This is a genomic window from Bdellovibrio sp. BIS2, from assembly GCF_055398295.1.
The window spans coordinates 3086736-3110430 of sequence record NZ_AP035879.1; the positions used below are offsets into that span (position 1 = coordinate 3086736).

Sequence of the window (23695 nt, forward strand, 5' to 3'; positions counted from 1 at the left end):
CTGCTTTTATGCAGCCTTCGTTGTGAAATTCTTGATTGATTCGCGAGCGGACTGGCTGAGAGTTGTGAACTTCACGCCATACTTCACCGGCTCAACGGCGGCGCCACTGTCCTTCACGTATTGTTTGCTGACGATCTGGCAGACCGCATTGAAAGGCGGCACACCATCACCCGGCTGGAAATGCAGGAACAGACTTTGCCCCGGCTGCAGATTCGGAGTGTCGATCAGAACACCCGCCCCACCGGCACTGATTTCCAGAGCCTGACCGCGGAAAACTGTTTTGTTGTTATGAACAATCAAAGAAGCGCCATAGGATGCACGCACATGACGACGGCGGAAGAAAATCTCGGCCACATCAGCTTCCTTGGAGTCTTTCATCACACGGATGCTTTCCGCAGAGAAGTCTTCCACCTCGGCCACTCTTTTCCAGGAAGGAAGTTTGGAGTGCCAGATGTAGTCGTATTCGTACAACGCCTTTTCCTGCAGCATCTGGATCAGCTCCAACTGGCAGAACGGGCCGTAGTTATTACCCTCTTTCAAAATAAACCATTCTTTGTCTTTCAATGCCAGCTTGCTTAGCAATGACACTGGGGACGCCGAAGGTCGAGTCGCAGGCTTTTGTGCCAGTTTCGCAGAAAACTCCGGATGCTCCAGCAGCATAAGCCACTCACCCAGCGCTTCGTCATAGATGTAATCCGTCCACTGGTTCTCCTGAGTCTCAATCTTTTTTAGAACTGTCTCAAGATTGAACGGCCCGATATGAGTCCCATTGTTCGAAAGATAATACTGTTTTCCCATGCTCTCGATACTCCTGTTCCGCACTATTCGGCACAAACAGAAGATGACTTAACTGTAGGAAATTAGACATTTTGTTGATAATTTGTTTGGGAAATTTCGTCGAAGTTCTGGACAATAAATAGAGTTAAAGGCTTCCTCATAGTTACCCGACAAGATTACTGCCTGTTAAGAAATCCGACTCTTAAACCGATTAAAGTTTATGGTATTCATACAGAAGAAAGAAATGAAAACACGAAAAAACATCCTGATCGTGGACAACAACTGTGAGCTCGAGCAACTGGTGAAAGAACCTTTGCTTAAGCAGCTTGAAAATTCGGGGGTCTCCCCGGTCGTGATTCGTGCTAAAGATGGAGCTGAAGCGGCTATCAAGTCCGAGAACCAAAAGTTCGACGTGGTTCTGATTGATACCGAAGTGCCCCGTCTGATGGACGGTGGTTTCGTGTACGGAATCCACACCTACAAGAACACCCAGGATGCCGAGCTGATCGTGATCTCACAAAGAGACTCCACCGATCTGCCGGAAAGCCTTCAATCATCCAAATTCTTTAAAAAACCGGTTTCTCCAAACGAATTGATCACTGCGATGATTTCCGTTCTGAATGCCCAACATCACGGTACGGGCGCAAAAGAACCTGCCACCGCGGCGGCCGCTACCAAGTATGCCGTCGATGTGCGCGTGATCAACGCCGTCATCAAGGCCACCACGCATGTGTTGGGTCAGTTTGGCTGCTCGTCAGTAAAAATGGAAAAAGCCGGCCCCAAGTCCCCGCACGATCCGATGATGGGGGAAGTTTCCTCGGTTGTGGAGATCAAGTCCCAGGCATTCCAGGGACATCTGTGCATTTCATTTGATAAAGGCAGCTTCCTGGAGGTTGTGTCTTCCATGCTTATGGAGGAACAAACCGAGCTGAATAAAGACAATCAGGATGCCGTGGGTGAGATCAATAACATTATCTTTGGTAACGCCAAGGCGGAAATCAGTTCCTATGGAGTTCAGATGACCGTGCCTAAAGTTCTTTTGGGCAGCGGCCAAAATGTGCCGTGCGCTCAAGGCTCCGCCGGGATGATGATTCCTTTTGCGACTGAAAAAGGAAAGTTCTACATCACCGTCGTCGCCCTGCCACTGGCAAAAGCCGCTTAATCCATTCCAATCGCCCGCTTCCATTCCGGAGTGGGCTCAATCAGTTTTCTTTCTTTCATATCAAACAGACCAAACGTAAAGACCGCTTCGCTGGCAACACTGCCATCGTCCTTGATCATCTGCTGTTTCATCTGGGCGATCTTTCCTTTGTAACCCAGCATCTCCAGAGTAATGGTGATCGTTTCACGCAACAGCACTTCGCGCTGGAACTTCAAATTCACTTCCAGAATCACCGGACCCTGTTTCATCTTTTGAATGTCCCTAAAACCGTATCCACGACTGGTGATCGCTTCCCAGCGGGCTTCCTCGTACAACGCCAGATAGGTGGCATTGTTCATGTGGCCCAGTGAATCGACATGGTGTTCTTTGATAGTGACTTTATAGTTATTCAAAACAGACATGGAAAGCTCCTTAAGACTATTTCAATGCTTCACGAACATAGGCCGAGGCCTGATCCAGGGCCCATACCACCACCGCAATCACGACAATGATACAACCCACCTCACGCCACATCGCCTGCCCCTGATACTGCACCAGCATCGTGCCGATACCGCCACCACCCACCAGACCGATGATCGTCGCCATGCGCACGTTGATGTCCCAGCGATAGACCGTAAATGAAATATAAGGCAAAAGCACCTGAGGAACAATCGCATACCAAATCGTTTGCAGTTTATTGGCTCCGGTGGATTCAATCGCCTCAATCGGCCCTTCTTCGACAGATTCCACCATCTCGGAATATTGTTTGGCCAGTGAAGCAACCGAATGAATCATCAAAGCCAGCATCCCGGCAAACGGTCCTATCCCCACCCACACCGAAAAGATGATGGCCCAGATCAGAGCTTCAATGGATCGAGTGACGTTCAGGAAGGTTCGCATGACGAAATAGATCATCCGGGCCCAGGGACCCTGCATGATATTTTTGGCACAGACAAAACTTAGCAAAAAAGCCACCGGGATTGCGAGCGTGGTTGCCAGAAACGCCATAAAGATGGTTTCAATGATATTCAGCACAGCTCGGGGCAACACATCCCAGTTCGGATTCAACAGTCCCTTGAACAGACGAACTGCCCCGGCAAAACCGTTCTGATCAAACAGCTCAACAAACGAAAACTCGGTCTTGATCACAGCCACTGTCAGCGTGGCGGCCAAAGAAATCAAAAGCTGCCAGCACCAGAAAGTGCGATACCAAGGGCGATCTTCCTCAGCCCCCTGATGAGCTGCGAATAACTTTGCGCCCAGAGTGACGACTTTGCGGGCTGAAAGCCCCAGACTGATGCCGCAACCAACAACAAAGAACAATAAGGCCAAAGATGAAACCAGGCCCAACTGCAAAAGCTGCTCTTCCGAAGTGACAAACAGGGCCGCCGCCAGAAGGCACAGCAAAAAGCCAAAGACAAGGCCGTCAAATATCGTTCGGCGCAACATCCTGTGCTCCTTCCCCGTAAATACGGCGGAACCATTCTTCGGTGATTTCTTCGGGCTTTCCGCGGAAGACGATTTCACCGTCTTTCAGCGCAACCACACGGGTCGCGTACTGGCGCACCAGTGAAAGAAAATGCAGATTGGCGATCACGGTGATGCCCATCTCCTGATTGATCTTGCGCAAATAATCCATCACCACATGACAAGTCGCCGGATCCAGCGAGGACACCGGTTCATCCGCCAGCAGCAATGTCGGCTTTTGCATCAAAGCCCGGGCAATGGCCACACGCTGCTTTTGACCGCCTGAAAGCTGGTCTGCGCGCAAGGAGGCTTTTTCAGCGATCCCCACCAGACGCAGGTTCTCTTTGGCCTCTGACCTTTCTGAGCCGGAAAACATCCCCCACAAACTTTGCCAGGTGGACTTTGCCGCCAGTCGCCCCATCAGAACATTCTTTAAAACACTTTGCCGCGGAATCAGATTGAAGTGTTGAAAGATCATGGCCATCTTGCTGCGCACACTGCGAATTTTCGCCGCATCTTGCAACTGACCTATCTCCTGTCCCGAGAAATAGATACGTCCGGAAGTTGGCTCTTGCAGGCGGTTCAGACATCGCAGCAAGGTTGATTTCCCCGAGCCACTGAGGCCGATCACCACCAGGAATTCTCCGGGATGAACCTCCAGATTGATATTTTTCAGCGCCTGCACACCGTTGGGATAGGTCTTGGACAGGTTTTCAACGCGCAACAGGGCTTCAGCCACGATCACTTCCCTTCCGGCGCCAGCGTCGACAGCATCTCGCGAACGCTGTCATAGTCACTGTCGGTGGATTTTTTCAAATTGGTTGCCCCCAACATCAGGTCCAGGGACTTTTGCCCTTCAGGTGTGGCAGCAAACTGCAAAAGGGTGTCGACGATCTTTTCTTTCATTTCTTCCGGCATGTCTTTGCGGAAGACGATCGGGTCATTCGGGATGGGTTCGGACAATTCGATGATTTTCACCTTCTGTTCGACATCAGGATACTGGGTTTTCACCAGGCGGCGGGCGTCTTCAAGCTGCCCATTTTGAGGTGGACTGTAATAGGTTGCGCCCGCATCCACCTGCCCTTGATAAATCATCGTCACAACGGAATCGTGCTTCATTGCAAAGACGGTGTCCTTGGGTTCGATCTTGCGGTCCTTCAAAGTCTTCAGTGGCAGCAGATAACCCGAAGTCGAAGCCGGATCGACGAAGGCCACTTTCTTTCCCTGCAGGTCTTTCAGTGATTTGATCTTTCCATCCGCCCGGGCCAGAAACTGCGATTGATAGGTCGCGGACCCGTAACGAATCACCGTCAGACGGGCTTCCACACCGTACTGCTTGTGCGCCAGATGGTATCCATAGGTGTTGATAGCAGCAACATCCGCCCGCTTGGTGCCGAAAGATTCCACCACCGCCACAAAGTTCTGAGGGATAGTGATTTGAAATTTATAAGGTGTGTTCTTTTCCAGATAATCCTTCAGAATCTGAGAATTGTCGGTCAGAACTTTGGCATCAACTGCAGGAACCAAATGAAACTTGATCGGGTTTTCAGCCGTTCCTAAAACATCTTTCTTCAGATGACATCCACCAAGCACAACAGGTCCCCACAGAACCATGCCAAGAAGAAGTTTCTTCATGCTGTTTGCCTCCCAAAATCATTATAGAAAACCCCCAAGCACGGGCAAGAAAAGTCTTTGATTTCACTGGACTTGTATGGCTAGATGGCCCCTATGCTGGAACAGATTCTTGTTAATATTCAGGACCTCACAAAACAGGGCAAAACCAGCCTTGCTGTTTTCGACCTCGACTCCACTTTATTTGATGTCAGTCCCCGCCTTGAAAGAATCCTTCTGGATTTCGCGGCTTCGCCATTGAATCAAAAAAAATTCCCTGAGCAAGTGGCGTTGCTAAAGAACATCAAGACCCTGAGAACCGACTGGGGCATCGTGGGAGCCCTGACCCGCGCCGGACTGGACGGTCATCATCCTGAGTTCCAAGAGGCCGTTAAAGCCTACTGGCAGAAAAGTTTTTTCTCGAACCACTATTTGCAGTTCGATGCACCTTATGACGGAGCCGTGGAATTTGTGAACGCCGTTTCCGATGCCGGTGCTGATGTTGTATATCTGACCGGCCGGGACGTCGAACGCATGGGCGGAAGCTCAGGCGAAGTCATTGCACAATGGGGATTCCCTTTGAATGAAAAAGCCGAGCTGGTGTTGAAACCTCATCGCAGTATGGACGACGCGAAATTCAAAACGGACTGGTTCCTGGATGCCGAGAAAAAGAATTACGAGGCGATTTATTTCTTTGAAAATGAACCGGTGAATCTGCATCTGCTGGCGCAGCACTGTCCAAAAGTACAGATGATCTTCTTTGAAAGCACCCATGCCGGAAAAGCCGAGCCGCCCGCGGACCTTCCGCGTATCATGAATTTTCTGCTGAATCAGAAGGAGTCCTGATGCTTTACGTGGTGGCCACCCCGATTGGCGATGTCAGCGAAATTTCCCTGCGCGCCCTTGAAATTCTGAAAAACTGCGACGTGGTGATTTGCGAAAGCACGAAAGAGGCTTCAAAACTTCTGCGGGCCCATGGCATCACCGGCAAATCCTACGAAGTTCTGGATGAACATTCCACTCCTGAAGACAAAGCCGCACTGGTTCCACTGTGTGCGGAAAAAACCGTGGCATTGGTTTCTGACTGCGGCACCCCCGGTTTCTGTGATCCGGGAGCGGACCTGGTGCGCCTGTGCCGCCAGAAAAACGTGCCGGTGAAATCCGTGTTGGGCGCCTCCGCCCTGATGGGATTGCTGTCTTTGAGCGGTCAGCGCATTGATGAATTCGTGTTTCGCGGCTTCTTGCCTGCTGAAAACGAAGCCCGCGCCCGTGCCTTAAAAGATCTGACCAAAGAAAAACGCGCCATTATTTTGATGGACACCCCTTATCGTCTTAAGAAAACCCTGAACGACATGAAAGAGCACTTTGCTCAACGTCGCTTCCTGCTGACCATGAATCTTTCCCAGGAAGAAGAAATCGTTCTGGAAGGCCCGATCGACAAGCTGATCGGCGGCCTGAAAGCCGACAAGGCGGAATTTATGCTGCTGGTGTATCCGGTCTGATAGATGAGTCAGGATCTGCTGCTTCCCATTGACAGTTTCGTCCCCGAGATTCAGAGCCTTCTGAAACAAGGCCAGAATCTTGTCATCACCGCAGCGCCCGGCGCCGGTAAGACGACCCGTCTGCCTCCGGCCCTGTTGCAGGTGACCTCTAAAAAAGTCATTGTCCTTGAACCGCGCCGTATGGCCGCCATCGCGGCTGCTCACCGTATCGCCGAAGAACAAGGCTGGCAGGTCGGCGAAGAGATCGGCTATCAGGTGCGCTTTGCCAATAAGACCTCTGCAAAGACCCGTCTGGTCTTTATGACCGAAGCCCTGTTGGCGCGTCAGATGATCGAAGACCCGGAGCTGTCCGATGTCGAGCTGGTGATTCTGGATGAATTCCACGAACGCTCCATGCATGTGGATCTGGCTTTGGGACTTTTGCGCGAATTGCAGGAGCTGGGCCGGGACATCAAAATTCTGGTGATGTCTGCAACCCTTGAAGCCGAAAAGATCGCCAGCTATCTGGGCGACTGCCCGATTGTCAGCGTACCGGGAAAACTTTTTGAGCTGGATATCCGTTATCAAAAAGGATCCCAGCAACTGCAAACCTTCCCGCAGTTCTTTGATGCCGTCGCGCAAACCGTCAAAGACGCCCAGCTACAAACCCGTCACGACATTCTGGTATTCTTGCCGGGCGTGGGCGAAATCGACCGCACCAAAGACGCCTTGCAAACCTGGGCTGACGGCAAAAACATCGAGCTGGTCCCTTTACATGGGTCTTTAAATCTGGAAGACCAGCGCCGGGCTTTGAAAAAGACTTCACAACAACGTGTGATCCTGTCCACCAATATTGCGGAATCGTCGGTCACCATTGATGGCGTGAACACCGTTATTGATTCGGGTCTTGCTAAAAACATGAAGCAGGATCACCGCACCGGATTTTCCCGTCTGGAGCTGGGACGTATCAGCCTGTCCAGCGCCATTCAGCGTTCGGGCCGAGCCGCCCGCCAGTTCCCGGGTGTCGCATATCGAATGTGGAACAAAATGGATGAACTGTCCTTCGGTAAAAGCGAAGTGGCTGAAATCCAGCGCGTGGACCTGACTGAAAGTTTGTTGTTCTTAAGCGCTCAAGGTGTCACTGATTTTGATTCTTTCAGCTGGTTTGAAAAACCACAGAAAGTGGCCATTGAAAATGCCCTTCGTTACCTGCGCATTTCCGGCGCGATGGACGACGGCAACAAGATCACATCCCTGGGCCGCAAGATCCTGCACTTCCCACTGCCCGTGCGTCTGGCAAAACTGATGCTGGTGGGAATGGATCTGGGCGCCATTGAATTGGCGTCAGAGATGGCCGCCTTACTGCAAGAGCGCGACATCCTAAGACGTGAATCCGTGGCCTCATTCCTGGGTGACAACCTGGAATGCGACCTGAGTGCACGTCTGGAAGTTTTGCATCAGTTCCGACAAAGCAAGAAGGCCCCTGCGGGCAGTGCGTATTTCTCTTTGCAAACGGTGGATCAGGCGGCTCGTCAGATTCAGGAACTGGCCAAGCGCCTGCAAAAGGCCTCGGACACTCCGGCAGCCGCTCTTAAGAAAGACCAGCAGCTGGCACTGACTAAAAAGATCCTGCTGACAGCTTATGCTGATCGTCTGTGCCGACGACGCGGAAAAACCGAACGCGCCCTGATGGTGGGCGGTCGTGGCGTGAAACTGCAAAACGAAACTCTGGTGAAAAATTCTGAATTCTTTGCCGCTCTTAATGGCGTGGAAGGCAGTTCCGACGCGGAAACCATGGTAAGCCTTGCCTGCGGTGCGGATAAAGACTTCGTGCTGGATCTTTTCCGCAATGACATCGTCAAAATTCGTGATGTGTCCTTCGTCGAGGAAAAGGGACAATTTTTCACTCGCGAATACCGGTCCCTGTACGGCCTGCCTTTGGAAGAGCCCTCACTGAGTCCGGCTTCAGCAACCGAAGTCGCTGAAAAACTGCCACAGATTCTGGCTGACAAATTTGATCTGGTTTTAAAAACCAACGAAGCCCTGGCCCACTGGTGGGAGCGCCTGCAGTTCCTGCAGCAGCAAGAGGACCTGAATCTTGATATCGAAAAAATGAAGGTCGAAGCCTTCACGCAAGCCTGCATGGGCGAAAGCAAAATGCAGACTGTGATGGAAAAGGACCTATGTTTCTTCTTTGACAGTGTCCTGCCATCAGAAACCGCAAACACCCTGCGCCGGGAAATCCCCGACCGCATTGAAGTTCCCAGCGGCAGCAAAATTCGCGTGATTTATCCGTCCGACAAACCACCATACCTGGAAGTGCGCATTCAGGAAGTCTTCGGCCTGATGCAAACACCGAAAGTCTATAAACAGACGATTCCGATCACATTGCATTTGCTGGGGCCGAATTTCCGCCCGGTGCAGGTGACTTCAAATCTGGAAAGTTTCTGGAAGAATGGTTACCCGGAAGTGCGCAAAGAACTGCGCATCAAATACCCGAAACACCAATGGCCCGAAGACCCCGCCGACGGCGTCCCGGAAGCCAAAGGCCGCCGCCGCCACTAAAAGGTACCTGCTCACTAAAAGGTACCTGCTTACTTTTTCCGAAGCTTTGCGTCAGTCTTCTTTGAGGACTGATTTTACATAAGCCTGAATCTTGGGGGAAAGATAGTCTTTCGCCGTGGGATCGAAGATGTAGTAGGAAATGATCTCTGCGAAGGATTCATGAGTGTTGGTCATGGAATACACTGTCGGGAATCCATACTGAATTCCCAGTTCGCGGTCTTGAGCATAAGCCCGCGCACTTTGTTTGTTTCCTACCAACGCCAGAATATTTTTAAAGTCCAACTGCGACTGATGATAGTCCACGCCACCAATCACATGCTCCTTGCCGTCCCAGTGCCAGCCCACGCTGTCATAGAATTCCTGAGAGGTAGAGATATGCCCCAAAGCCACATCAAAGACATGCACCAGTTCGTGGAAGACATTGATCTGTTTGCGATCCACTTTCGCGTGAGGGTCCATGAAAGAAGTGCCGGTAAAGAATGAGTCCGAGAAACCAATCACATTGGTGACCGGATTGACCCACAACAAAGCTTTGTCCCTGCTGCGCACGAACTCGGCCCGACGCTTGGAAATATTGTTGTACCAGGTGGCACCGTACCCCACGCGGTGAATTTTGGTGATGCCTTTGCTTTTGATCACTTCCAGCAGGTGCCCCAGACGGGGGTCGTTGATGTTGGCCAGATACTCCCCGACGATCTGTTTTTCGGCCTCAGACCAGGGGCGGAACTCCACAGCCTCGCAGAAGGAATGATGAGGAAACTTGTCGTTGCAGGTGAATTCATCCTCAAAGGTCATCACATCCAGAGCACTTTGGGGACGGGCTTGGGCCTGAGCCACAGAAAGGATGGTGACCAACCCCAGAACACACGACAAAAATGGGCGAAACAAGGGCATGTGGCCTCCAATATAACGACTCTGAATCATCTCAAATGATTCTCATAAGGGAGGGAGCAATCACGGTGCCAGCGGAGCCTGGATGGCTTTGGATTTTGGGCAAAAAAAAAGGCCTCTTTCGAGGCCTTTTTCTTAGTGTACTTTAGCTTCTGCAGGAACGCCTTCGCAGACACAGGTGCCTTGCATTGCGGCCTGTTCTTCTTCCTTGGCTTCGACTTGTGCCAGGAAAGAAGCACAGCGGAAGGACAGATCGAACAGAGTATCCACGTCGATCACGAACTTCTCATCCCCGAATTTTACGGAGACCCAGTTTTCAGCTACTTCTTCGAAAGCAATTTGCTCTGCTTCGATGAACTTCGTCGTTTTCATTAGCCCCTCATTGAGTAGTAACCGATGACCAAACCCGGCTCGAAGGCAAATGGAACGGCCTCAAGATTCGGTTCATCAGTCAAGCGGCCTTGTTCTTTGCCTGCGACGTCTTCTTTAGCCATGAATGATGGCAAAGGCAGACGTGGAGCCTGTTTCGCAGCCATGTAAACCTGATTTTGGTACGCTTCATCTTTCAAAGTGATCTTGTCGCCCACTTTGATGATCTGAGAGCCGATGTTCACTTTCTTGCCGTTCACAAGAACCTTGCCATGAGATACCAACTGTCTTGCTGCCGGGATGCTGCCAGCGAAGCCCAGGCGGAATACGACGTTGTCCAGGCGTTTTTCAAGCAAGTTCACCAAAGCTTCAACCCAGTTGGTGGCTTTGGATTTTTTGGCTTTATTGATCAAACGACGGAACTGCTCCTCGCGCAGACCATAGTGGAATCTCAGCTTTTGTTTTTCCTCAAGTTGCAAAGCGAATTCAGAGTACTTTCGGCGTTGCAAGCCGTGCTGACCTGGAGGATAAGGGCGTCTTTCAAGAGCGCCCGCCTTCCCCATACCGGGAAGTTCGGTCAAAAGTCTTCTCTGTCTTTTAAAACGTGGCGTTTTACCTTGTCTGTTCATAGATTATTTCATCCTTCAATGTCGTCAGACGATTTAAAAGCACCCTGAGTGAAAGAACAGCATTTCATTGAAAACAAGCGCGAATGAAAACGTGAGGAAAGCGGATTGAAAAGAAGATGAGATTGAAAACGAACTGAAGTGCCAACTGAAAATGAATAAAAAAAAAGCCCCCGAAATGGGAGCTTTAAAAAAAAGCCGGTCAAAAAGGTTCAGCCGCTTATTCGGATGGGCCTTGTTCACCGGCTGTGGCGGTTGGGCTTACCAACCGCTGAGACGTCTGCGACTTCTTCTCTTGCGTACCGGAGCAACTGTTCCGTTGCTTTCCTGGTGCGGAGTCGAAGTTGGCACCGTCTGGATTTGTTCTGTCTGCTTCATAGCCGAACTCCTTTCGCCTAGATTAAGATCACCCTTAGTATCTCAGAAACGCACGGCGGCAAGCGAACCATTTAATATGAAGCTTGAGTCATGAAAACAGGATGAGAATATCTTGGCACTCAAAACAGGCCACGGACCACCCACAAGGGTCCGATCAGTAGATACTGTAAGTCTTTGAAAAAAGATGGTTTTTTGCCTTCAAGGTGGTGCCCATAAAACTGTCCCACCCACGCCAAAACGAAGATCAGGACCAAGGGCCAGATCGGTGACACCCACAGACTTAATACGTAAACCAAAGCATAACTCAGAACCAATTGGCCCAACATTACCAGAAAAACCCGGGGACCCAGGGTCATGTACCAACCCAAAGCCACGGCAATCAACAGCTCTCCGAGCTTGATCGGCCCCAGTTCAACAGGGATTTGCAGAAGCATTCCAACGATAGAAAAGAAGATCAAGGGCACGCAGACTTTGTGCAGGCGCTGGTTGACGGGATGCTGATGACTTTCACTGTATTCGGCAAACCATTGTTCCAGCGTTTTCATGCTACCTCTGAGTTGAAACCGGCCCCACCATCGTCGCCCCGGCCGGCACGTCGCGAATCACCACGGCATTGGCGCCCACAAGGGCTCCATCACCGATAGTGATAGGTCCCAGAATCTTGGCGCCAGTTCCGATCAGCACTTTGTTGCCAACCGTTGGATGACGTTTCACAGGATCAAATTTCAATCCACCCAAAGTCACACCGTGAAAGATGATGCAGTCATCACCAATGACGGCGGTTTCCCCGATCACGACACCGAAGCCATGATCGATCACCAGGCGTTTTCCCAGAGTGGCGCCGGGATGAATCTCAATGCCGGTCAGCCAACGGGAAATCTCGGCCACCAGTCGGGCCAGGAAAAATAATTTCATCCCATAAAGTTCATGAGCAATCCGATGCAAAGCCACGGCTTTGGGTCCCGGATACAGCAAAGCGATCTCCCACAGGGATTTTGCCGCCGGGTCGTAGTTCTTATAGGTCCGCAGGAATTCCAAAATGCCACTAATCATCGTGCTTCTTTTCTAGTATTTCTCGTTCATATCATCGAGCAGGAAATAGCGATCAAACAGTTCGCTATAGCGGGACCACTTTTCTCCGGAACCGCGCTCGTTATCCATCAGGGTCTTCACTGTGGCAACCTTGCTGTCGAAATCATCCACCATGGCCACCACCATCGCTTCGAGGAACTTCGGACGCTTGGGCGATCCGTACTCCAGTTTGCCATGATGACTTAAGATAATGTGCTTGCAGATGTCACGCAGTTCTTCGGAAAAACCCAGGATACGTGAGGACTTCTTGTCTATCAGCTCGCACGCGATCTGCATGTGCCCGATCAAACGGCCACGATCGGTGTAAGAAATTCCATTGTCATACGACAACTCCCAAACCTTGCCGATGTCGTGGAAAATCGCACCGAACAAAAGCAGGTCACGATTCAGGAACGGATAGTGCGTCCCCATGAAGTCCATAATTTTGCAGATGGAAAGAATATGCTCCAACAGGCCGCCCATCCACGCGTGGTGAATGCTTTTCGCGGCCGGCGCACGCAGCACCATGGGACGAATCTCGGGATCTTCCAAGGTGTCGGTCACCAACTGGCGCAGATAATCGTTTTTCATTGAACGCACAAGCTGAGTCAGTTCGGCCATCATGTCTTCGGCATTGCGGGCCGTGGCCGGAATGAAGTCCGCCATATCCACCGTCGAAGACTCGACCCGTTCCAGACGATGCACAATCAGTTGCTTGCGATTTTGAAAGATCTGAACCAGACCCTTCACTTTCAGAATGTCGCCAATTTCAAATTCGCGAGCCAGTTCATCCACTCGGTCCCACAGACGTGCATCGATGGTGCCCGTGGCATCACCCAATTGCAGACCCATAAAAGGACGGCCGTTTTTACCGACAGAAACATTCTTTTCCTTCACCAGGAAAAGAGCGTCGACATTGCTTTTATCCTGAAGACTTTGGACAGTTTGTTTTTCCATCAGCGCTCCTCGCAGAAGAATTGGGGCTGTTGAGAGTTGGTGAATCGAACCTGGGCCAGATGAACATCCGTCCCTTTTTCCGCCGCGAACAGGAAGCTTCCCCCCAGCACACTCAAATATCTGTCCTGGGTGCTGTTGACCTTCAGTCCTTCGGCCTTCATTTTCTTGAAGAATTCATCCGTAATATCAAAGTACTGGTTACAGCCGGCCCCGAAGACCTCGCTGCCCAGACGGCGCTTGCGCGCCTTGCTCAAGAACAACACTTTCTTGCCCGTGGCATCAGTGAATTCCGGAAAATCAAAGCCCACATAGAAAGTGCCCCGGCGGTCGGTGATAAAGCGTGAAAGGTCAATCGTGCCCCCGCCGCGCGGAAGCTGGATCTTGATGGCTTCACCTTCAACCACACCAGGATTTTTTTCGACCAGAAAAACGGTCAGTTCGGAAAAGATCAGGTTTTTACCCACTGCGGGCCCATGGCCGTCGGCAGCGGGTTTAAACTCCAAAAGGTCCCAGGCCTTGGTGGGAATTTTGATTTCTTCAGGAACATCCTCGAACTTGATTTCCTGATAATCTGCCACGTGATAACCGGGCTCCTTCGTGCAGGCTCCCAGCAAAAGAAACATCCAGATGCTTGCGGCCTGGACGGAACGTTTCATTACTCAGACTCCAGTTGATCCCTCAACTCCAGAAGTGGCAGATAGTTTGGTTCTGCCTGCAAACCAGCGCGAACATAGTCGTAAGCCATAGGACGGTTATTGCTCTTCACCATCACCCACGCCAAACCATACAACGTCGGCGCGCTTCGTTTGTCAGAGCTATAGATATGAGTATAAGCAGTCTGGGCACAATTCACATCCTGCGTGATGATGCAGATGTCACCCATCAATAAGTTTTTTACAGAAATCTGGGACAGCTCGGGCATTTTCAGAATTCCCAAAGCTTCCGGCAGACGCCCCACTTTGGAAAGATAACTGGCCTGAGTCACCAGAACATACGGATCTTTTGGGGCTTCCGCCAACGCCTCTTGCAGAATCTTCGCGGCATCCGAGTCACGGTTGACTTCCATCAGACACACGGAACGCAACGCTTTCAGTTCGGCATGCGGGGATTGTTTTTTAAATGCTTCTGCACAATATTTTTCCAGATAGTCCCACTGGGTGAAACGCCATTCAACCTGCAAAGGATGGATGTAGTTGCGGGCCTGTCCCGGCATCTCTGCCAGGAACTGCACAACGGCCCGATTCACCCCGTCCACGTCCCCCATCAAACTTTGCGCGTACACCAGGAACAGCAAAAGTTCCTGACGAAGATAACCGGTCTTCTGGATATTGGCTTTGATATCGCCCACCAGTTGGTTCAGGAAATTCAGATCGTTGACGGACTTGGCGTATTCCACCGAGGCCATCGCTTTACCAAACAGCGCCAGAACAGAACCCGGGTTTTTGCGATAGATGGAATCAAAATCACGCATCGCTTCGCCGTAATTCCCTTTTTTTAACTGGATGATTGCCAGATTCAAAAGAGCAGAAATATTAAACGGCTCATGCCCGATGGCTTTTTGCAAAGTGTCTTCAGCTTGTTTCAGGTCCCCGTCCATCATATAGGACACGGCAATCCCCAAATAAGCATCGACGATTTCGCTGCGGCTGCGGTTTTCCTGAACCAAAGCACGCTCCAGAATACGGCGGCCCATCAGACTTTGACGGTCTTCAGAAATCAGCACGGTTGCCATCTGCACCTGGGCTTCGGCATCCGGCTCTTTCAGCTTGGAAGCGCGCTGATAAGATTCCAGGGATCTTTCGTACAACCCCAGGGATTTGTAGCGCAAAGCCTGGCTCATCAGCTCTTCATAACCCAGGGATTTATTCTTGTCTTTCTGGGAAAGTGTGAAGAACACCACACCTGCCACGGCCACGGCCGCCGCCAGCATTCCCCAGCGCATAAGATTGGATTTTTCACGGATTTTACCCTGCAAACGGGTGTCGCCAGTCGCGCCATAGCTTTTGGCAGCGGTTGCATTCACCGAGGCACGGTTCGCCGGAGTCTGCACCACCGGAGTCACATCCTTGATGTCGCGAATCGGTGGCGGGGTCAGATCCAGATGTGGCACCGGGGTCGGCGTCAGATCATCGGTCACTGGCAAGACATCAGTCCTTGTCATCGTGTGATGAGCAATCGACTGGGTCATGGTTTGTTCAGAGTGGGAATCCTGTTCTTCACGGATATTCTTGACGATATCCATGAACAGTTTGTTTTCACGGATGTAGCTCCAGCGGCCTTCCGGCTGACGAACCTCATCGATGATGGACACCTGCTTAGAGCGCAATTGTTCAGTGACTTCAGCCAGAGTGAAGGGGCCCAGAATCCTTGTGGAGGATTTAACCAACCAGTTCTTTTCTGTGCTGCTCATCACGTTGTCACCGCTCATAGGTTAAAAAGGTGCCTTGGTTAGAAGAAGTTTAAGATCGTCGTTCGTCAGGAACAAACCCGCACCCAGATAGCTGGAACGTGCACCCTGTTGATCGAAGGCATCGTTGATACCACCAGTAATAAAGATACCGCGATACAGGTTGTAAGTCAGACTGCTGCGCACGTTGGTTTCGCTGAACTGGAAGGCTTCAGCCGTGAACTTCAGCTTGCGGCGGAAGAAGTAGTAATCGATACCGAAACCGCCGTTGTTTTCGATCAGACCCCCTTTAAGAGTCAGATCCCAGAAATTCTTTGCAAACAAAACAGTGAACTTGATCTTGTTGCTGTAGGTTTTCTTTTCGGTGTAAGAACCCGGCCCAACATCACCTGCCCCCGGACCGGTGACTTCAGTTTTCGTCGTTTCCACCACACCGGCAGGGTCATCCACCACACCGATATAATAGTAACGATCCAGACCCGGCTGGATCTGCACACCAATATAAGACTTGGTCGCGCCGACCTCATTCAGATACTCACCGCGGAACTCAAACGCTGTTTGAATGCGGTTGGCAGTGTCCAGCATTCCCCCCAGACCATCGATCGCCGAGGTCAGGTTTTCGGAAGTTTGTTCGTCACTGATAAGTTTACCCAAAGCACCTTCACCCTTGTTGATACGGGTGGTGATGTCATCCAGGTTTTTAACTGTGTTGGACAGCTTCTTCCAGGTCTCTTTCAGGCCGGAGTCGCTTTTGTCGTTCATGACTTCCTGAAGGTTCGCGGTGATGCCGTGAATGTCATCCACGATATCGCCGATCTTGTCCTTGTTCTCGGTGGTCATTTGCGCCAGATCACCGGTCAGTGTCTCGATGTTTTTAACGATACGGCCCAGAACGTGGGCACGGGTGCCGTCTTCCGAAGTCGCTTCTTTCAGGTTTTTTGCCACTTCTTTCAGGGAGCTTGCCACATCAGAAACCTGAGCCATCAGGTTTTCCATACCCGCCCCGTCTTTAATGGACAGGATCTGGGCGTTATCTTCCAACGGAGGATCCGTGGGTGAACCTGGGTATACTTCGATGTGCTTGTCACCCAAAATGCCCTGAGCTTTGATTTCTACAGATGCGGACGTCGTCAGCGGCACTTCAGATTTGATAGTGATATCGATGCGGGCCATGCCGTCCTGCAAACGAATGTCCTTAATAACACCCACCGGGATACCGGCGGAACGAACGGCGGAGTTTTTAACCAGACCACCAGCATTGGGAAGAAGGAACCAGGCTTTTTTGGAACGACCAAGATAAGATGGATCGTCGCTGACCTGCATAGACATGACCGCGATGAGTGAACCCACCACGATCACCATTAATCCGACTTTAAATTCTGCAGCGCGAAGCCAATTCATTGATGTTTCATCCCTTTATTCACAAATCTCTTCACCAGTTCAATATCCGTGTTGAAGAAATCCTCTGGAGTACCAAATAACAAAACCCGCCCACTATCCAACATCGCGATGTGGTCGGCAATCCTAAACGCAGCGGACAAATCATGCGATACCATGATTGAAGTCACACCCTTTTTTAACTTATGGGTACTCAGGATCAAATTATCCACCATTTCTGTCAGAATGGGATCTAAACCCGTGGTCGGCTCGTCATAGATCAGAATTTCTGGATCTAGGGCGAGAGCTCGCGCCAGACCAGTTCTCTTCTGCATACCACCACTGATTTGACTCGGAAGTTTATGGTAATGTTTGGACTCCAAACCTACCTGATGCAGCTTTTCTTCGGCTATACGAAGGACTTGGGCCGGCTTCAGATCCCGGCGGTGTTCCTGCAGCGGGAAGCAGACGTTTTCCAGAACGGTCATATCATCAAACAAGGCCGCAGACTGGAAAAGCACCCCGAAATTGCAGCGGAACTTCGTCAGTTGATCCGGATTCAACGTGGACAGATCTGTACCCAACACTTCGATGGTTCCCGAAGTGGGTTTGAAAAGTCCCAGCAAGTGTTTCAGCATCACGCTTTTTCCTGTGCCGGAAAAACCGATGATTGCCGTCAGACTTCCTTTGGGAATTTCCAGATTGATGCCTTTCAGAACGAACTCATGCCCGCCATCGAAGGACTTTTTCACATCACGCAGTGAAATTGCTGATTCAATCGCCATTATGTAATCCCCACAAGACTGTAGAACAGACGGATCAGGTTGGTCGCAAAATAATCCAGAATGATAATACCGACCATGCTTTGCACGACACCCTGATTGGTGGCTTCACCCACCCCCTTGGCGCCGCCCGTGGTGTTAAATCCGCGATAGGTGCACATCAGGGCAAAGTAGATTCCGAAGATCATCCCCTTCAAAAGCCCCTCGTTGATGTGACGGATTTCAATAAAGTCGGCGATCTTTTGCCAGAACACCGCTTCGTCCAAACCCACCATTTTCACACACAGGAACCAGCTTCCCAGCATCGCAATAAAGTCAAAGACCGCCACCAGCAACGGCATGCAGATGAAGGCCGCCACCAGACGCGGTGACACCAGATATTGCTTGGTGTTCACACCCATGACATCCAGGGCATCGATCTGCTCGTTCACACGCATGGTGCCCAGGCGAGCCGCCATGGCACCCCCGGCCCGCGCAGCCACGATCAGACCCGTCAATACCGGACCCAATTCACGAGTGATACCCAACGCCACCGTCGGTCCCACCATGTTGACCGCGTTAAACAGTTTAAAACCCAGATACAATTGAAGGGATAAAGCCAGCCCAGTAAAACCACCGGTCAGGCAAATAATCCCGATGGACTGGTTTCCGATGAATTCCATGTGACGGATGATTTCGGCAAAACGCGAGGGTTTGGCGAAAATAAGGCGCATACTTTCATTGAAGAAAATGATGATCTTTCCCGTCGAGGAAATCAGATCCGAGATGGTGCCCATAAAGTACCGACCGAGCCCGGCAATCAGTTTATACAGTTTTTGCGACAGGGTCATCGTTGGCCTCTGCTTTCATCAAACACAAATCCGACATCCACGCCGGAGTAAATACGCGGCACGCGCTCGCCCACACTGGTCAGCATTTCCCAGGTGATACTTTTGGCCTGAACCGCCAGTTCTTCCGGAGACAGGAAACTGCCATCGGAAGCAAATCCGAACAAAGTCACTTCCTGATCCTTAAAGTCCTTCAGATCCCTGCCGCGCACCACTTCAGTCACATCCAGCATCAGATAATCCATGCAGATGTTTCCGACAAGAGGAACTCTTTTGCCTGCAAAAACCACAGAGGACTGATTGGATAAAATGCGATGATAACCATCCGCATATCCAATCGGGACCACCGCAATGACAGACTCCTGTTTTGCCGTCCACGTGCCGCCATAAGAAACAGTTTCACCGATGTGAAGCTGTCTGTAGGTGGCCACATGAGATTTCAGGCTCATCACCGGCTTTAGCCCCCCGAAGTTCTTCGCCCCCAGTGGGTTGTAACCGTAGATCATCAGCCCCGGACGCAGCCCCCAGTTTTGCATGAACAACGGATGATCCGCCGGTGTGTTTCCGGCGTCTTTCATCTGCAGGGCGCTCACGATCCCGGCTGAATTCAAAGCGTGGCAGAAAATATTAAATGGCTTAAACACCGTGCTGACACGATTCAAATCGCGCAACTGGCGGGCACTGATCCCTTGAGAATCCGTGGCGTCTTCACCGTTAAACAGATGAGTCACCAGGGCTTTCAATCGGATTTTTTTGTTCTGCCACAGACGATCGAAAAGTTTTTGCGCTTCTTCGGGCCGGAATCCCAGACGGTTCATACCGGTGTCAAACTTCAGGTGAATTCCCACCGGGTCTGAAGCTACAGCCTCCAGATGATCGATCTGCTCCCAGGAACTCACCACCGGTGTCATGTTGTATTCGATGATTTTTTCCGCCCCTTCGCGATCGAAACCGCGGAAGACCAGAATTTCTGCGCTCACACCCGAGCGACGAAGCAGCAGGCCTTCTTCAATCAGGCACACACCCAGATGTTTGATGCCCAGAGCTTCCAGGAAACGCGCCAACTGCACATCCCCGTGGCCATAGGCATTGGCCTTGACCATGGGACACAGAAAAGGGGTTTGCGGAAAGGCCTTCTGCAGCACTTGGATGTTGTGCTTCAGATGATCCAGATTAATTTCCGCAAACGTGCGACGGTACATTTCCATTCTCAGTCTCTATTCCGCTGTCACTTCAAATTCAGGCTTGTGGGTTTCCGGAGCCTTGAACAAACAAATTTTATTTCCACCCTTGTCATTGATGTGAAGCAAAGCCTTGGTTGCGGATTCATCCAAAGACTTGGCGGAATCACACAAGGAAGGATACTCACTGACACCCAGGCTGATGGACACCTTCATGCCATTATCCATGAACGACGTGCCTTCGATGATCCGGCGCAGACGTTCCGCGCGCAAAGCCGCACCCTTTTTCGGGCAGTGCGGAAGGATCATCGCCAGCTCATTCACCCCCGTGCGGCAGGTGACATCATTGGTTCGGCTGGTCTTAGTGATGATGGTTGCCACAGCTTTTAGCAACTCATCTCTCACCGCTTCACCCAAAGATGATTCAATCTCATAAAAATCATCCATCGAGATTTTAACAACCGACAAAGGCTGCTTCAGGCGGCGGGCCCGGGACACTTCATCGCCCAGAACTTTCTGGTAATAGTTGCGGTTATAAACCTCAGTGACGAAGTCCTGCACTTCCAGGGAATCGACTTTCTTTTCCAGAGAAAAGTGCGAATAACAAAGCGACAAAAGCGTGAACTCTTCGTTCATGCGTGCAACTTCTTCAGCCGGCAGTTGGCCGGAATAAACAAACACACCTTCCAAAGCGTTGTGCGCATACAGCGGCAAAGCTTTCGGCGGGCTGAAGTGGAAGGCTTCCACCAGCATTTCGGTAAAGCGCGGAGGCAGCAATCCGACAGCCATTTGCGAGCTCAGCTCTTTCATGTCGTTGGATTCCAACTGCACGCCGACACCCTGAATGTCAGAACCCGGAATGCCACTGGCATGGGTTGCCACAAACGAACGAACTGAAGGCAGGAATTTAAAGAACACACAAAGACTGCCCGGCAACTGATTCAGATACTTCTGGATCAGATCCTCTTTGCTTTGCGCAGAACGGTATTCGCCGATGCGGGTTGAAATGGAAACCGTCGGAGCTTTTTCAGCTTCCGCCTGCTTCATGCTTTTCACCGCCGCGGCGTGGACTTCTTCCATGCGTGATTCGGTGGATTTCAAATCATCAAACAACTGTTCGTTCTGATAGGTCAGATAAAGTTTTTCACAGGCACGGTCCACCGCCCACACCACGCGGGACTCAAGGGCTGCGGCATCGTCCGAAATCACATCCACAAAACCGTGGCTGTTGTACTGAGCCAGAATATCGAACTGGGAAATCGAGCTGACCGCAATAAAGCGGATCTCGTCGTTGATCCCCTGTACGATGCTGACAAAATCACTCAGCGAACCCGCCAGGGCCGCTGTGGAAAACACCAGAATATGCGGGGCGTTCTCTTTCAGTCTTTGTTCCAGCGTTTCAGGATCCTGGAAGAAATAGGCATCATAGCCGGCTTGTGAAAGATACACTTTCGCCGACGCCCCCAGATCCACATCCGTGGTGAAAACAAAAACCGTAAACTGAGAACTGTAATCGCGAATGTTCAATTAAATCCTCTTTCCAGGGCGGCGAATTTCAACATGATATCCGTCGAGCTTGGATTCTTTTTTCGTCGCAGCCATTTTCGGCGGAACGATAAAATTCACCGGAGTCAGTTCATCATCCATATCAGCAAGGCTGGCGCCGGCAGCGTGCTCCACCGGAATCGCCGTGTTGGTCACGGGCTCTGTCGCCGCAGCGACAACAGTTTCAGCGGAAGCCTCGGCCTGATCGGCCGCCACAAGAATTTCCTCTTCCACTTCAACTTCCTCCTCGACCTCTTCACCCATGAAGCCATCAATGAAGGTCAGTTCATCGCTGGCAGGCTGGGATTTCTTTTTCACCGTTTTCTTAACGATCTTTTTAACCATCACCGGTTCCGTTGCCGCCACCGGCTCGACTTTGGCAGGCACCACCTCAGGCAGCTCTTCCAGCAGGTTGTCGATGTTCACATCCAGCGGGGATGCCGCAGGCTCCGGCTGCACCGTGGTTGCCGCGACAAAGTTCGCTTCGGCTTCGGCGCGCTCCGGGGACTCTTCTTTCAGGCGAGGCAGTTCTTTCATCACAATCACTTCTTCCTCCTCCTGCTTTGGCGCCACCGGCGCTTTCATCACCGCAAGACCCATGGTTTTCTTGAACAGGATCATCACTTTCGTGCCCTGCCCGCGCTGGGATTCCACTTTCACATCGGCGTTGTGCTCTTTCAGAATTCCGAAGGCCACCGACAAACCCAGCCCCATGTGATTCTGGAACGAACGGGTTGTGAAGAACGGATCAAAAATCTTTTCGATGTTCGCAGGTTCAATGCCCTCGCCACAGTCCTCGATGTCCAGATGGGTTCCGCTTTCGGATTCGTACAGGGAAACCTTGATTTCCTTTTTCGCCATACGCTCCATCGCTTCAACCGAGTTGGTCATGATGTTCACCATTGCGCGCGTCACGCCGTCCACATCCAGATCTTTCGCGTGAGTGTCCTGAATGTCTTTGGTGATCTTCACGCCTTTTTGCGCAAACAGCGTATCCAGTTGCTTCAGGGCGCGCACCAGCGGACCTTCAACACGCATGGCATTTTTTTCTTTCACTTCTTCGCCGGCATATCCCAGAAGCTTGTCCAGGACCGAACGTGCCGCGCGGGTTTCACGCAGAATGGAATCCGTGCTTTGCACAACTTCGGCTTCCGGAGTTTTGGAAAGAATGATCTGCGAATAGCCCAGAATGGAAGCCAACGGCCCGCGCATTTCATGCGCCAGCGCCGAAGCCACACGCATCGAAGCATCCAGACGCTCTTTGTGCGCGATCTCTGGATCTTGCGCGATGACTTTTTCGACCACCGGAGCCGGTGCCGGTTTTGCCTTCGCTTCTGCCAGTTGGGCTTCCAAGGTTTCAATTTCTTTTTCCGCAGGTGAAATCACCCATAATGCAGCAGCCGCACCCACCAGCACCAGACCCGCCCCCAGAAGCAGGAACTGCCACCACAATCCGGTGCGCCCCTTCATCGCCTCTTTCAGCGGAGCGGAGCTGAGCACATACAGATTGCTTTGCGGGATCATTTCAAACATGCCGTAAAGATCCTGACCGGAAGCCAGCTTGAAAACAGAACTGCCGTGGGAGGATCCGCTTTTTTGCGCTTCACGGAAAACAGGATCATCGCGCATCACCGTGCCCAGATATTCCGGCACTGAGTGACCCACCGTCAGACCTGTGGCCGTCACGATGGAAAACGCACTCAAAGAACCTTTTTGTGCGTCGATCAGGGACTGGAAGGTTTCACCGGAACCGATCAAAGCATAAGCGCGCGTGCCTTCCAAAAACACCAGCGCCACGTAACGACCGCGCTGGGAATCCTGGAACGGCTTCACATAAAATCTCATGTCATTGCCGCGCGCACCGATGTTGCCAATGGCCGCTTTCACAAACTCTTTGTTCCAGTTCGCGGCTTTGGAATTTTCACGAACAGCAAGGGCCTGCGGATCGAGCTCGTTGCCACGCACAGAAAAAGCGGCCACCGCATAATACGGAGCCATGGAGCTCCAGTTCATTTTTCCTTTTTGGAAACTTTCCGAATTCAAACCAGAAACCAGGCGCTGCAGGGATTTCAATTCCACCGTCAATGAATGGTTGATGGCACCCAGTTGGGTGCGGGTCTGCGCTTCGACCCAACTCATACGGTCCCCATAGACAAAACTGTCCGTCCGCCACAAGACAGCGCTGATGAAAACAGCCGCCACCGCAATCAGAACGACGATGAGTTTAACTTTCATTGAGGCA

The 23695-nt window shown here is 51.4% G+C and carries 23 protein-coding genes; 4 read left to right on the top strand and 19 right to left on the bottom strand.

Annotated elements, in window-relative coordinates; genetic code table 11:
• Nucleotides 1-6: 6 nt before the first annotated feature.
• Complete coding sequence (locus ACZ520_RS14725; RefSeq protein WP_088564382.1) at nt 7-798, bottom strand: GYF domain-containing protein; 792 nt, start codon at nt 796-798, stop codon at nt 7-9.
• 223 nt (nt 799-1021) lie between these two features.
• On the opposite strand from ACZ520_RS14725, the gene ACZ520_RS14730 reads away from it, so the two are divergent.
• The gene (locus ACZ520_RS14730) at nt 1022-1939 is read left to right on the top strand and encodes a chemotaxis protein CheX (RefSeq protein ID WP_416480076.1); all 918 of its coding nucleotides are present in this window, start codon (nt 1022-1024) and stop codon (nt 1937-1939) included.
• On the opposite strand, the gene ACZ520_RS14735 is transcribed toward ACZ520_RS14730, so the two are convergent.
• The 4 genes from ACZ520_RS14735 to phnD are packed head-to-tail and all read right to left on the bottom strand — an operon-like array spanning nt 1936 to nt 5020.
• On the bottom strand, nt 1936-2340 hold the full coding sequence (locus ACZ520_RS14735) for an acyl-CoA thioesterase (RefSeq protein WP_088564380.1): 405 nt from the start codon (nt 2338-2340) through the stop codon (nt 1936-1938). The genes ACZ520_RS14730 and ACZ520_RS14735 overlap by 4 nt on opposite strands.
• A gap of 16 nt (nt 2341-2356) precedes the next feature.
• On the bottom strand, nt 2357-3367 hold the full coding sequence (gene phnE, locus ACZ520_RS14740; protein WP_416480075.1) for a phosphonate ABC transporter, permease protein PhnE: 1011 nt from the start codon (nt 3365-3367) through the stop codon (nt 2357-2359).
• On the bottom strand, nt 3345-4130 hold the full coding sequence (gene phnC, locus ACZ520_RS14745; RefSeq protein WP_088564378.1) for a phosphonate ABC transporter ATP-binding protein: 786 nt from the start codon (nt 4128-4130) through the stop codon (nt 3345-3347). Before phnC ends, phnE begins: the two co-directional genes overlap by 23 nt.
• On the bottom strand, nt 4127-5020 hold the full coding sequence (phnD, locus tag ACZ520_RS14750) for a phosphate/phosphite/phosphonate ABC transporter substrate-binding protein (protein ID WP_416480074.1): 894 nt from the start codon (nt 5018-5020) through the stop codon (nt 4127-4129). Before phnD ends, phnC begins: the two co-directional genes overlap by 4 nt.
• 93 nt (nt 5021-5113) lie before the next feature.
• Between phnD and ACZ520_RS14755 the strand changes: the two genes are divergently transcribed.
• Genes ACZ520_RS14755 through hrpB form a run of 3 tightly spaced genes read left to right on the top strand, consistent with a single transcriptional unit; the run spans nt 5114 to nt 9042 of the window.
• The gene (locus ACZ520_RS14755; protein ID WP_416480073.1) at nt 5114-5842 is read left to right on the top strand and encodes an HAD family hydrolase; all 729 of its coding nucleotides are present in this window, start codon (nt 5114-5116) and stop codon (nt 5840-5842) included.
• A complete protein-coding gene (gene rsmI / locus ACZ520_RS14760) occupies nt 5842-6498 on the top strand; it encodes a 16S rRNA (cytidine(1402)-2'-O)-methyltransferase (RefSeq protein WP_011165473.1) in 657 nt (218 codons plus the stop codon). Before ACZ520_RS14755 ends, rsmI begins: the two co-directional genes overlap by 1 nt.
• Nucleotides 6499-6501: 3 nt before the next feature.
• Nucleotides 6502-9042 (top strand): ATP-dependent helicase HrpB, encoded by a 2541-nt coding sequence (hrpB, locus tag ACZ520_RS14765; protein ID WP_464126280.1) that lies wholly within the window; start codon nt 6502-6504, stop codon nt 9040-9042.
• Between the two features lie 51 nt (nt 9043-9093).
• Here the strand turns inward: hrpB and ACZ520_RS14770 are convergent, their stop codons facing one another.
• The 14 genes from ACZ520_RS14770 to ACZ520_RS14835 all read right to left on the bottom strand — a co-directional run bounded on the left by ACZ520_RS14770 (nt 9094) and on the right by ACZ520_RS14835 (nt 23688).
• On the bottom strand, nt 9094-9936 hold the full coding sequence (locus ACZ520_RS14770; RefSeq protein WP_374031067.1) for a hypothetical protein: 843 nt from the start codon (nt 9934-9936) through the stop codon (nt 9094-9096).
• A gap of 132 nt (nt 9937-10068) precedes the next feature.
• Nucleotides 10069-10305, bottom strand: a complete 237-nt coding sequence (locus tag ACZ520_RS14775; protein WP_088564373.1) for a hypothetical protein — start codon at nt 10303-10305, stop codon at nt 10069-10071.
• Nucleotides 10305-10931: a 30S ribosomal protein S4 gene (gene rpsD, locus ACZ520_RS14780; RefSeq protein ID WP_088564372.1), complete on the bottom strand. Its 627-nt coding sequence runs from the start codon at nt 10929-10931 to the stop codon at nt 10305-10307. The genes ACZ520_RS14775 and rpsD overlap by 1 nt, the downstream gene beginning before the upstream one ends.
• Nucleotides 10932-11425: 494 nt before the next feature.
• The gene (locus ACZ520_RS14785; protein WP_088564371.1) at nt 11426-11851 is read right to left on the bottom strand and encodes an Mpo1 family 2-hydroxy fatty acid dioxygenase; all 426 of its coding nucleotides are present in this window, start codon (nt 11849-11851) and stop codon (nt 11426-11428) included.
• Nucleotide 11852: 1 nt separating this feature from the next.
• On the bottom strand, nt 11853-12359 hold the full coding sequence (gene cysE / locus ACZ520_RS14790; RefSeq protein WP_088564370.1) for a serine O-acetyltransferase: 507 nt from the start codon (nt 12357-12359) through the stop codon (nt 11853-11855).
• Between the two features lie 12 nt (nt 12360-12371).
• Nucleotides 12372-13334, bottom strand: a complete 963-nt coding sequence (locus ACZ520_RS14795) for a 3'-5' exoribonuclease YhaM family protein (protein ID WP_374031068.1) — start codon at nt 13332-13334, stop codon at nt 12372-12374.
• Nucleotides 13334-13990: a hypothetical protein gene (locus ACZ520_RS14800; RefSeq protein ID WP_464126284.1), complete on the bottom strand. Its 657-nt coding sequence runs from the start codon at nt 13988-13990 to the stop codon at nt 13334-13336. Before ACZ520_RS14800 ends, ACZ520_RS14795 begins: the two co-directional genes overlap by 1 nt.
• Nucleotides 13990-15762, bottom strand: a complete 1773-nt coding sequence (locus tag ACZ520_RS14805) for a tetratricopeptide repeat protein (protein ID WP_464126286.1) — start codon at nt 15760-15762, stop codon at nt 13990-13992. The genes ACZ520_RS14800 and ACZ520_RS14805 overlap by 1 nt, the downstream gene beginning before the upstream one ends.
• A 3-nt stretch (nt 15763-15765) precedes the next feature.
• Nucleotides 15766-17142: an MlaD family protein gene (locus ACZ520_RS14810; protein WP_088564366.1), complete on the bottom strand. Its 1377-nt coding sequence runs from the start codon at nt 17140-17142 to the stop codon at nt 15766-15768.
• Nucleotides 17139-17903: an ABC transporter ATP-binding protein gene (locus tag ACZ520_RS14815; protein WP_088564365.1), complete on the bottom strand. Its 765-nt coding sequence runs from the start codon at nt 17901-17903 to the stop codon at nt 17139-17141. The genes ACZ520_RS14810 and ACZ520_RS14815 overlap by 4 nt, the downstream gene beginning before the upstream one ends.
• Entirely contained in the window at nt 17903-18730 is an 828-nt protein-coding gene (locus tag ACZ520_RS14820) for an MlaE family ABC transporter permease (RefSeq protein WP_088564364.1), read from the bottom strand. Before ACZ520_RS14820 ends, ACZ520_RS14815 begins: the two co-directional genes overlap by 1 nt.
• The gene (gene alr, locus ACZ520_RS14825) at nt 18727-19935 is read right to left on the bottom strand and encodes an alanine racemase (RefSeq protein ID WP_464126289.1); all 1209 of its coding nucleotides are present in this window, start codon (nt 19933-19935) and stop codon (nt 18727-18729) included. Before alr ends, ACZ520_RS14820 begins: the two co-directional genes overlap by 4 nt.
• A gap of 9 nt (nt 19936-19944) precedes the next feature.
• The gene (locus tag ACZ520_RS14830) at nt 19945-21435 is read right to left on the bottom strand and encodes a GGDEF domain-containing protein (RefSeq protein WP_464126291.1); all 1491 of its coding nucleotides are present in this window, start codon (nt 21433-21435) and stop codon (nt 19945-19947) included.
• Nucleotides 21436-23688, bottom strand: a complete 2253-nt coding sequence (locus ACZ520_RS14835; RefSeq protein ID WP_464126293.1) for a sensor histidine kinase — start codon at nt 23686-23688, stop codon at nt 21436-21438.
• Nucleotides 23689-23695: the final 7 nt, after the last annotated feature.

Excerpts from the sequence above, each read along its gene's own strand:
- cysE (WP_088564370.1), bottom strand. The coding sequence starts at position 12,359 with ATGATTAGTGGCATTTTGGAATTCCTGCGGACCTATAAGAACTACGAC.
- rsmI (WP_011165473.1), top strand. The coding sequence starts at position 5,842 with ATGCTTTACGTGGTGGCCACCCCGATTGGCGATGTCAGCGAAATTTCC.
- ACZ520_RS14730 (WP_416480076.1), top strand. The coding sequence starts at position 1,022 with ATGAAAACACGAAAAAACATCCTGATCGTGGACAACAACTGTGAGCTC.
- phnE (WP_416480075.1), bottom strand. The coding sequence starts at position 3,367 with ATGTTGCGCCGAACGATATTTGACGGCCTTGTCTTTGGCTTTTTGCTG.
- ACZ520_RS14800 (WP_464126284.1), bottom strand. The coding sequence starts at position 13,990 with ATGAAACGTTCCGTCCAGGCCGCAAGCATCTGGATGTTTCTTTTGCTG.
- rpsD (WP_088564372.1), bottom strand. The coding sequence starts at position 10,931 with ATGAACAGACAAGGTAAAACGCCACGTTTTAAAAGACAGAGAAGACTT.
- ACZ520_RS14735 (WP_088564380.1), bottom strand. The coding sequence starts at position 2,340 with ATGTCTGTTTTGAATAACTATAAAGTCACTATCAAAGAACACCATGTC.
- ACZ520_RS14820 (WP_088564364.1), bottom strand. The coding sequence starts at position 18,730 with ATGACCCTGTCGCAAAAACTGTATAAACTGATTGCCGGGCTCGGTCGG.
- ACZ520_RS14770 (WP_374031067.1), bottom strand. The coding sequence starts at position 9,936 with ATGCCCTTGTTTCGCCCATTTTTGTCGTGTGTTCTGGGGTTGGTCACC.
- ACZ520_RS14725 (WP_088564382.1), bottom strand. The coding sequence starts at position 798 with ATGGGAAAACAGTATTATCTTTCGAACAATGGGACTCATATCGGGCCG.
- ACZ520_RS14810 (WP_088564366.1), bottom strand. The coding sequence starts at position 17,142 with ATGAATTGGCTTCGCGCTGCAGAATTTAAAGTCGGATTAATGGTGATC.
- ACZ520_RS14815 (WP_088564365.1), bottom strand. The coding sequence starts at position 17,903 with ATGGCGATTGAATCAGCAATTTCACTGCGTGATGTGAAAAAGTCCTTC.
- hrpB (WP_464126280.1), top strand. The coding sequence starts at position 6,502 with ATGAGTCAGGATCTGCTGCTTCCCATTGACAGTTTCGTCCCCGAGATT.
- phnD (WP_416480074.1), bottom strand. The coding sequence starts at position 5,020 with ATGAAGAAACTTCTTCTTGGCATGGTTCTGTGGGGACCTGTTGTGCTT.
- ACZ520_RS14795 (WP_374031068.1), bottom strand. The coding sequence starts at position 13,334 with ATGGAAAAACAAACTGTCCAAAGTCTTCAGGATAAAAGCAATGTCGAC.
- ACZ520_RS14805 (WP_464126286.1), bottom strand. The coding sequence starts at position 15,762 with ATGAGCGGTGACAACGTGATGAGCAGCACAGAAAAGAACTGGTTGGTT.
- ACZ520_RS14775 (WP_088564373.1), bottom strand. The coding sequence starts at position 10,305 with ATGAAAACGACGAAGTTCATCGAAGCAGAGCAAATTGCTTTCGAAGAA.
- ACZ520_RS14785 (WP_088564371.1), bottom strand. The coding sequence starts at position 11,851 with ATGAAAACGCTGGAACAATGGTTTGCCGAATACAGTGAAAGTCATCAG.
- alr (WP_464126289.1), bottom strand. The coding sequence starts at position 19,935 with ATGGAAATGTACCGTCGCACGTTTGCGGAAATTAATCTGGATCATCTG.
- ACZ520_RS14835 (WP_464126293.1), bottom strand. The coding sequence starts at position 23,688 with ATGAAAGTTAAACTCATCGTCGTTCTGATTGCGGTGGCGGCTGTTTTC.
- ACZ520_RS14755 (WP_416480073.1), top strand. The coding sequence starts at position 5,114 with ATGCTGGAACAGATTCTTGTTAATATTCAGGACCTCACAAAACAGGGC.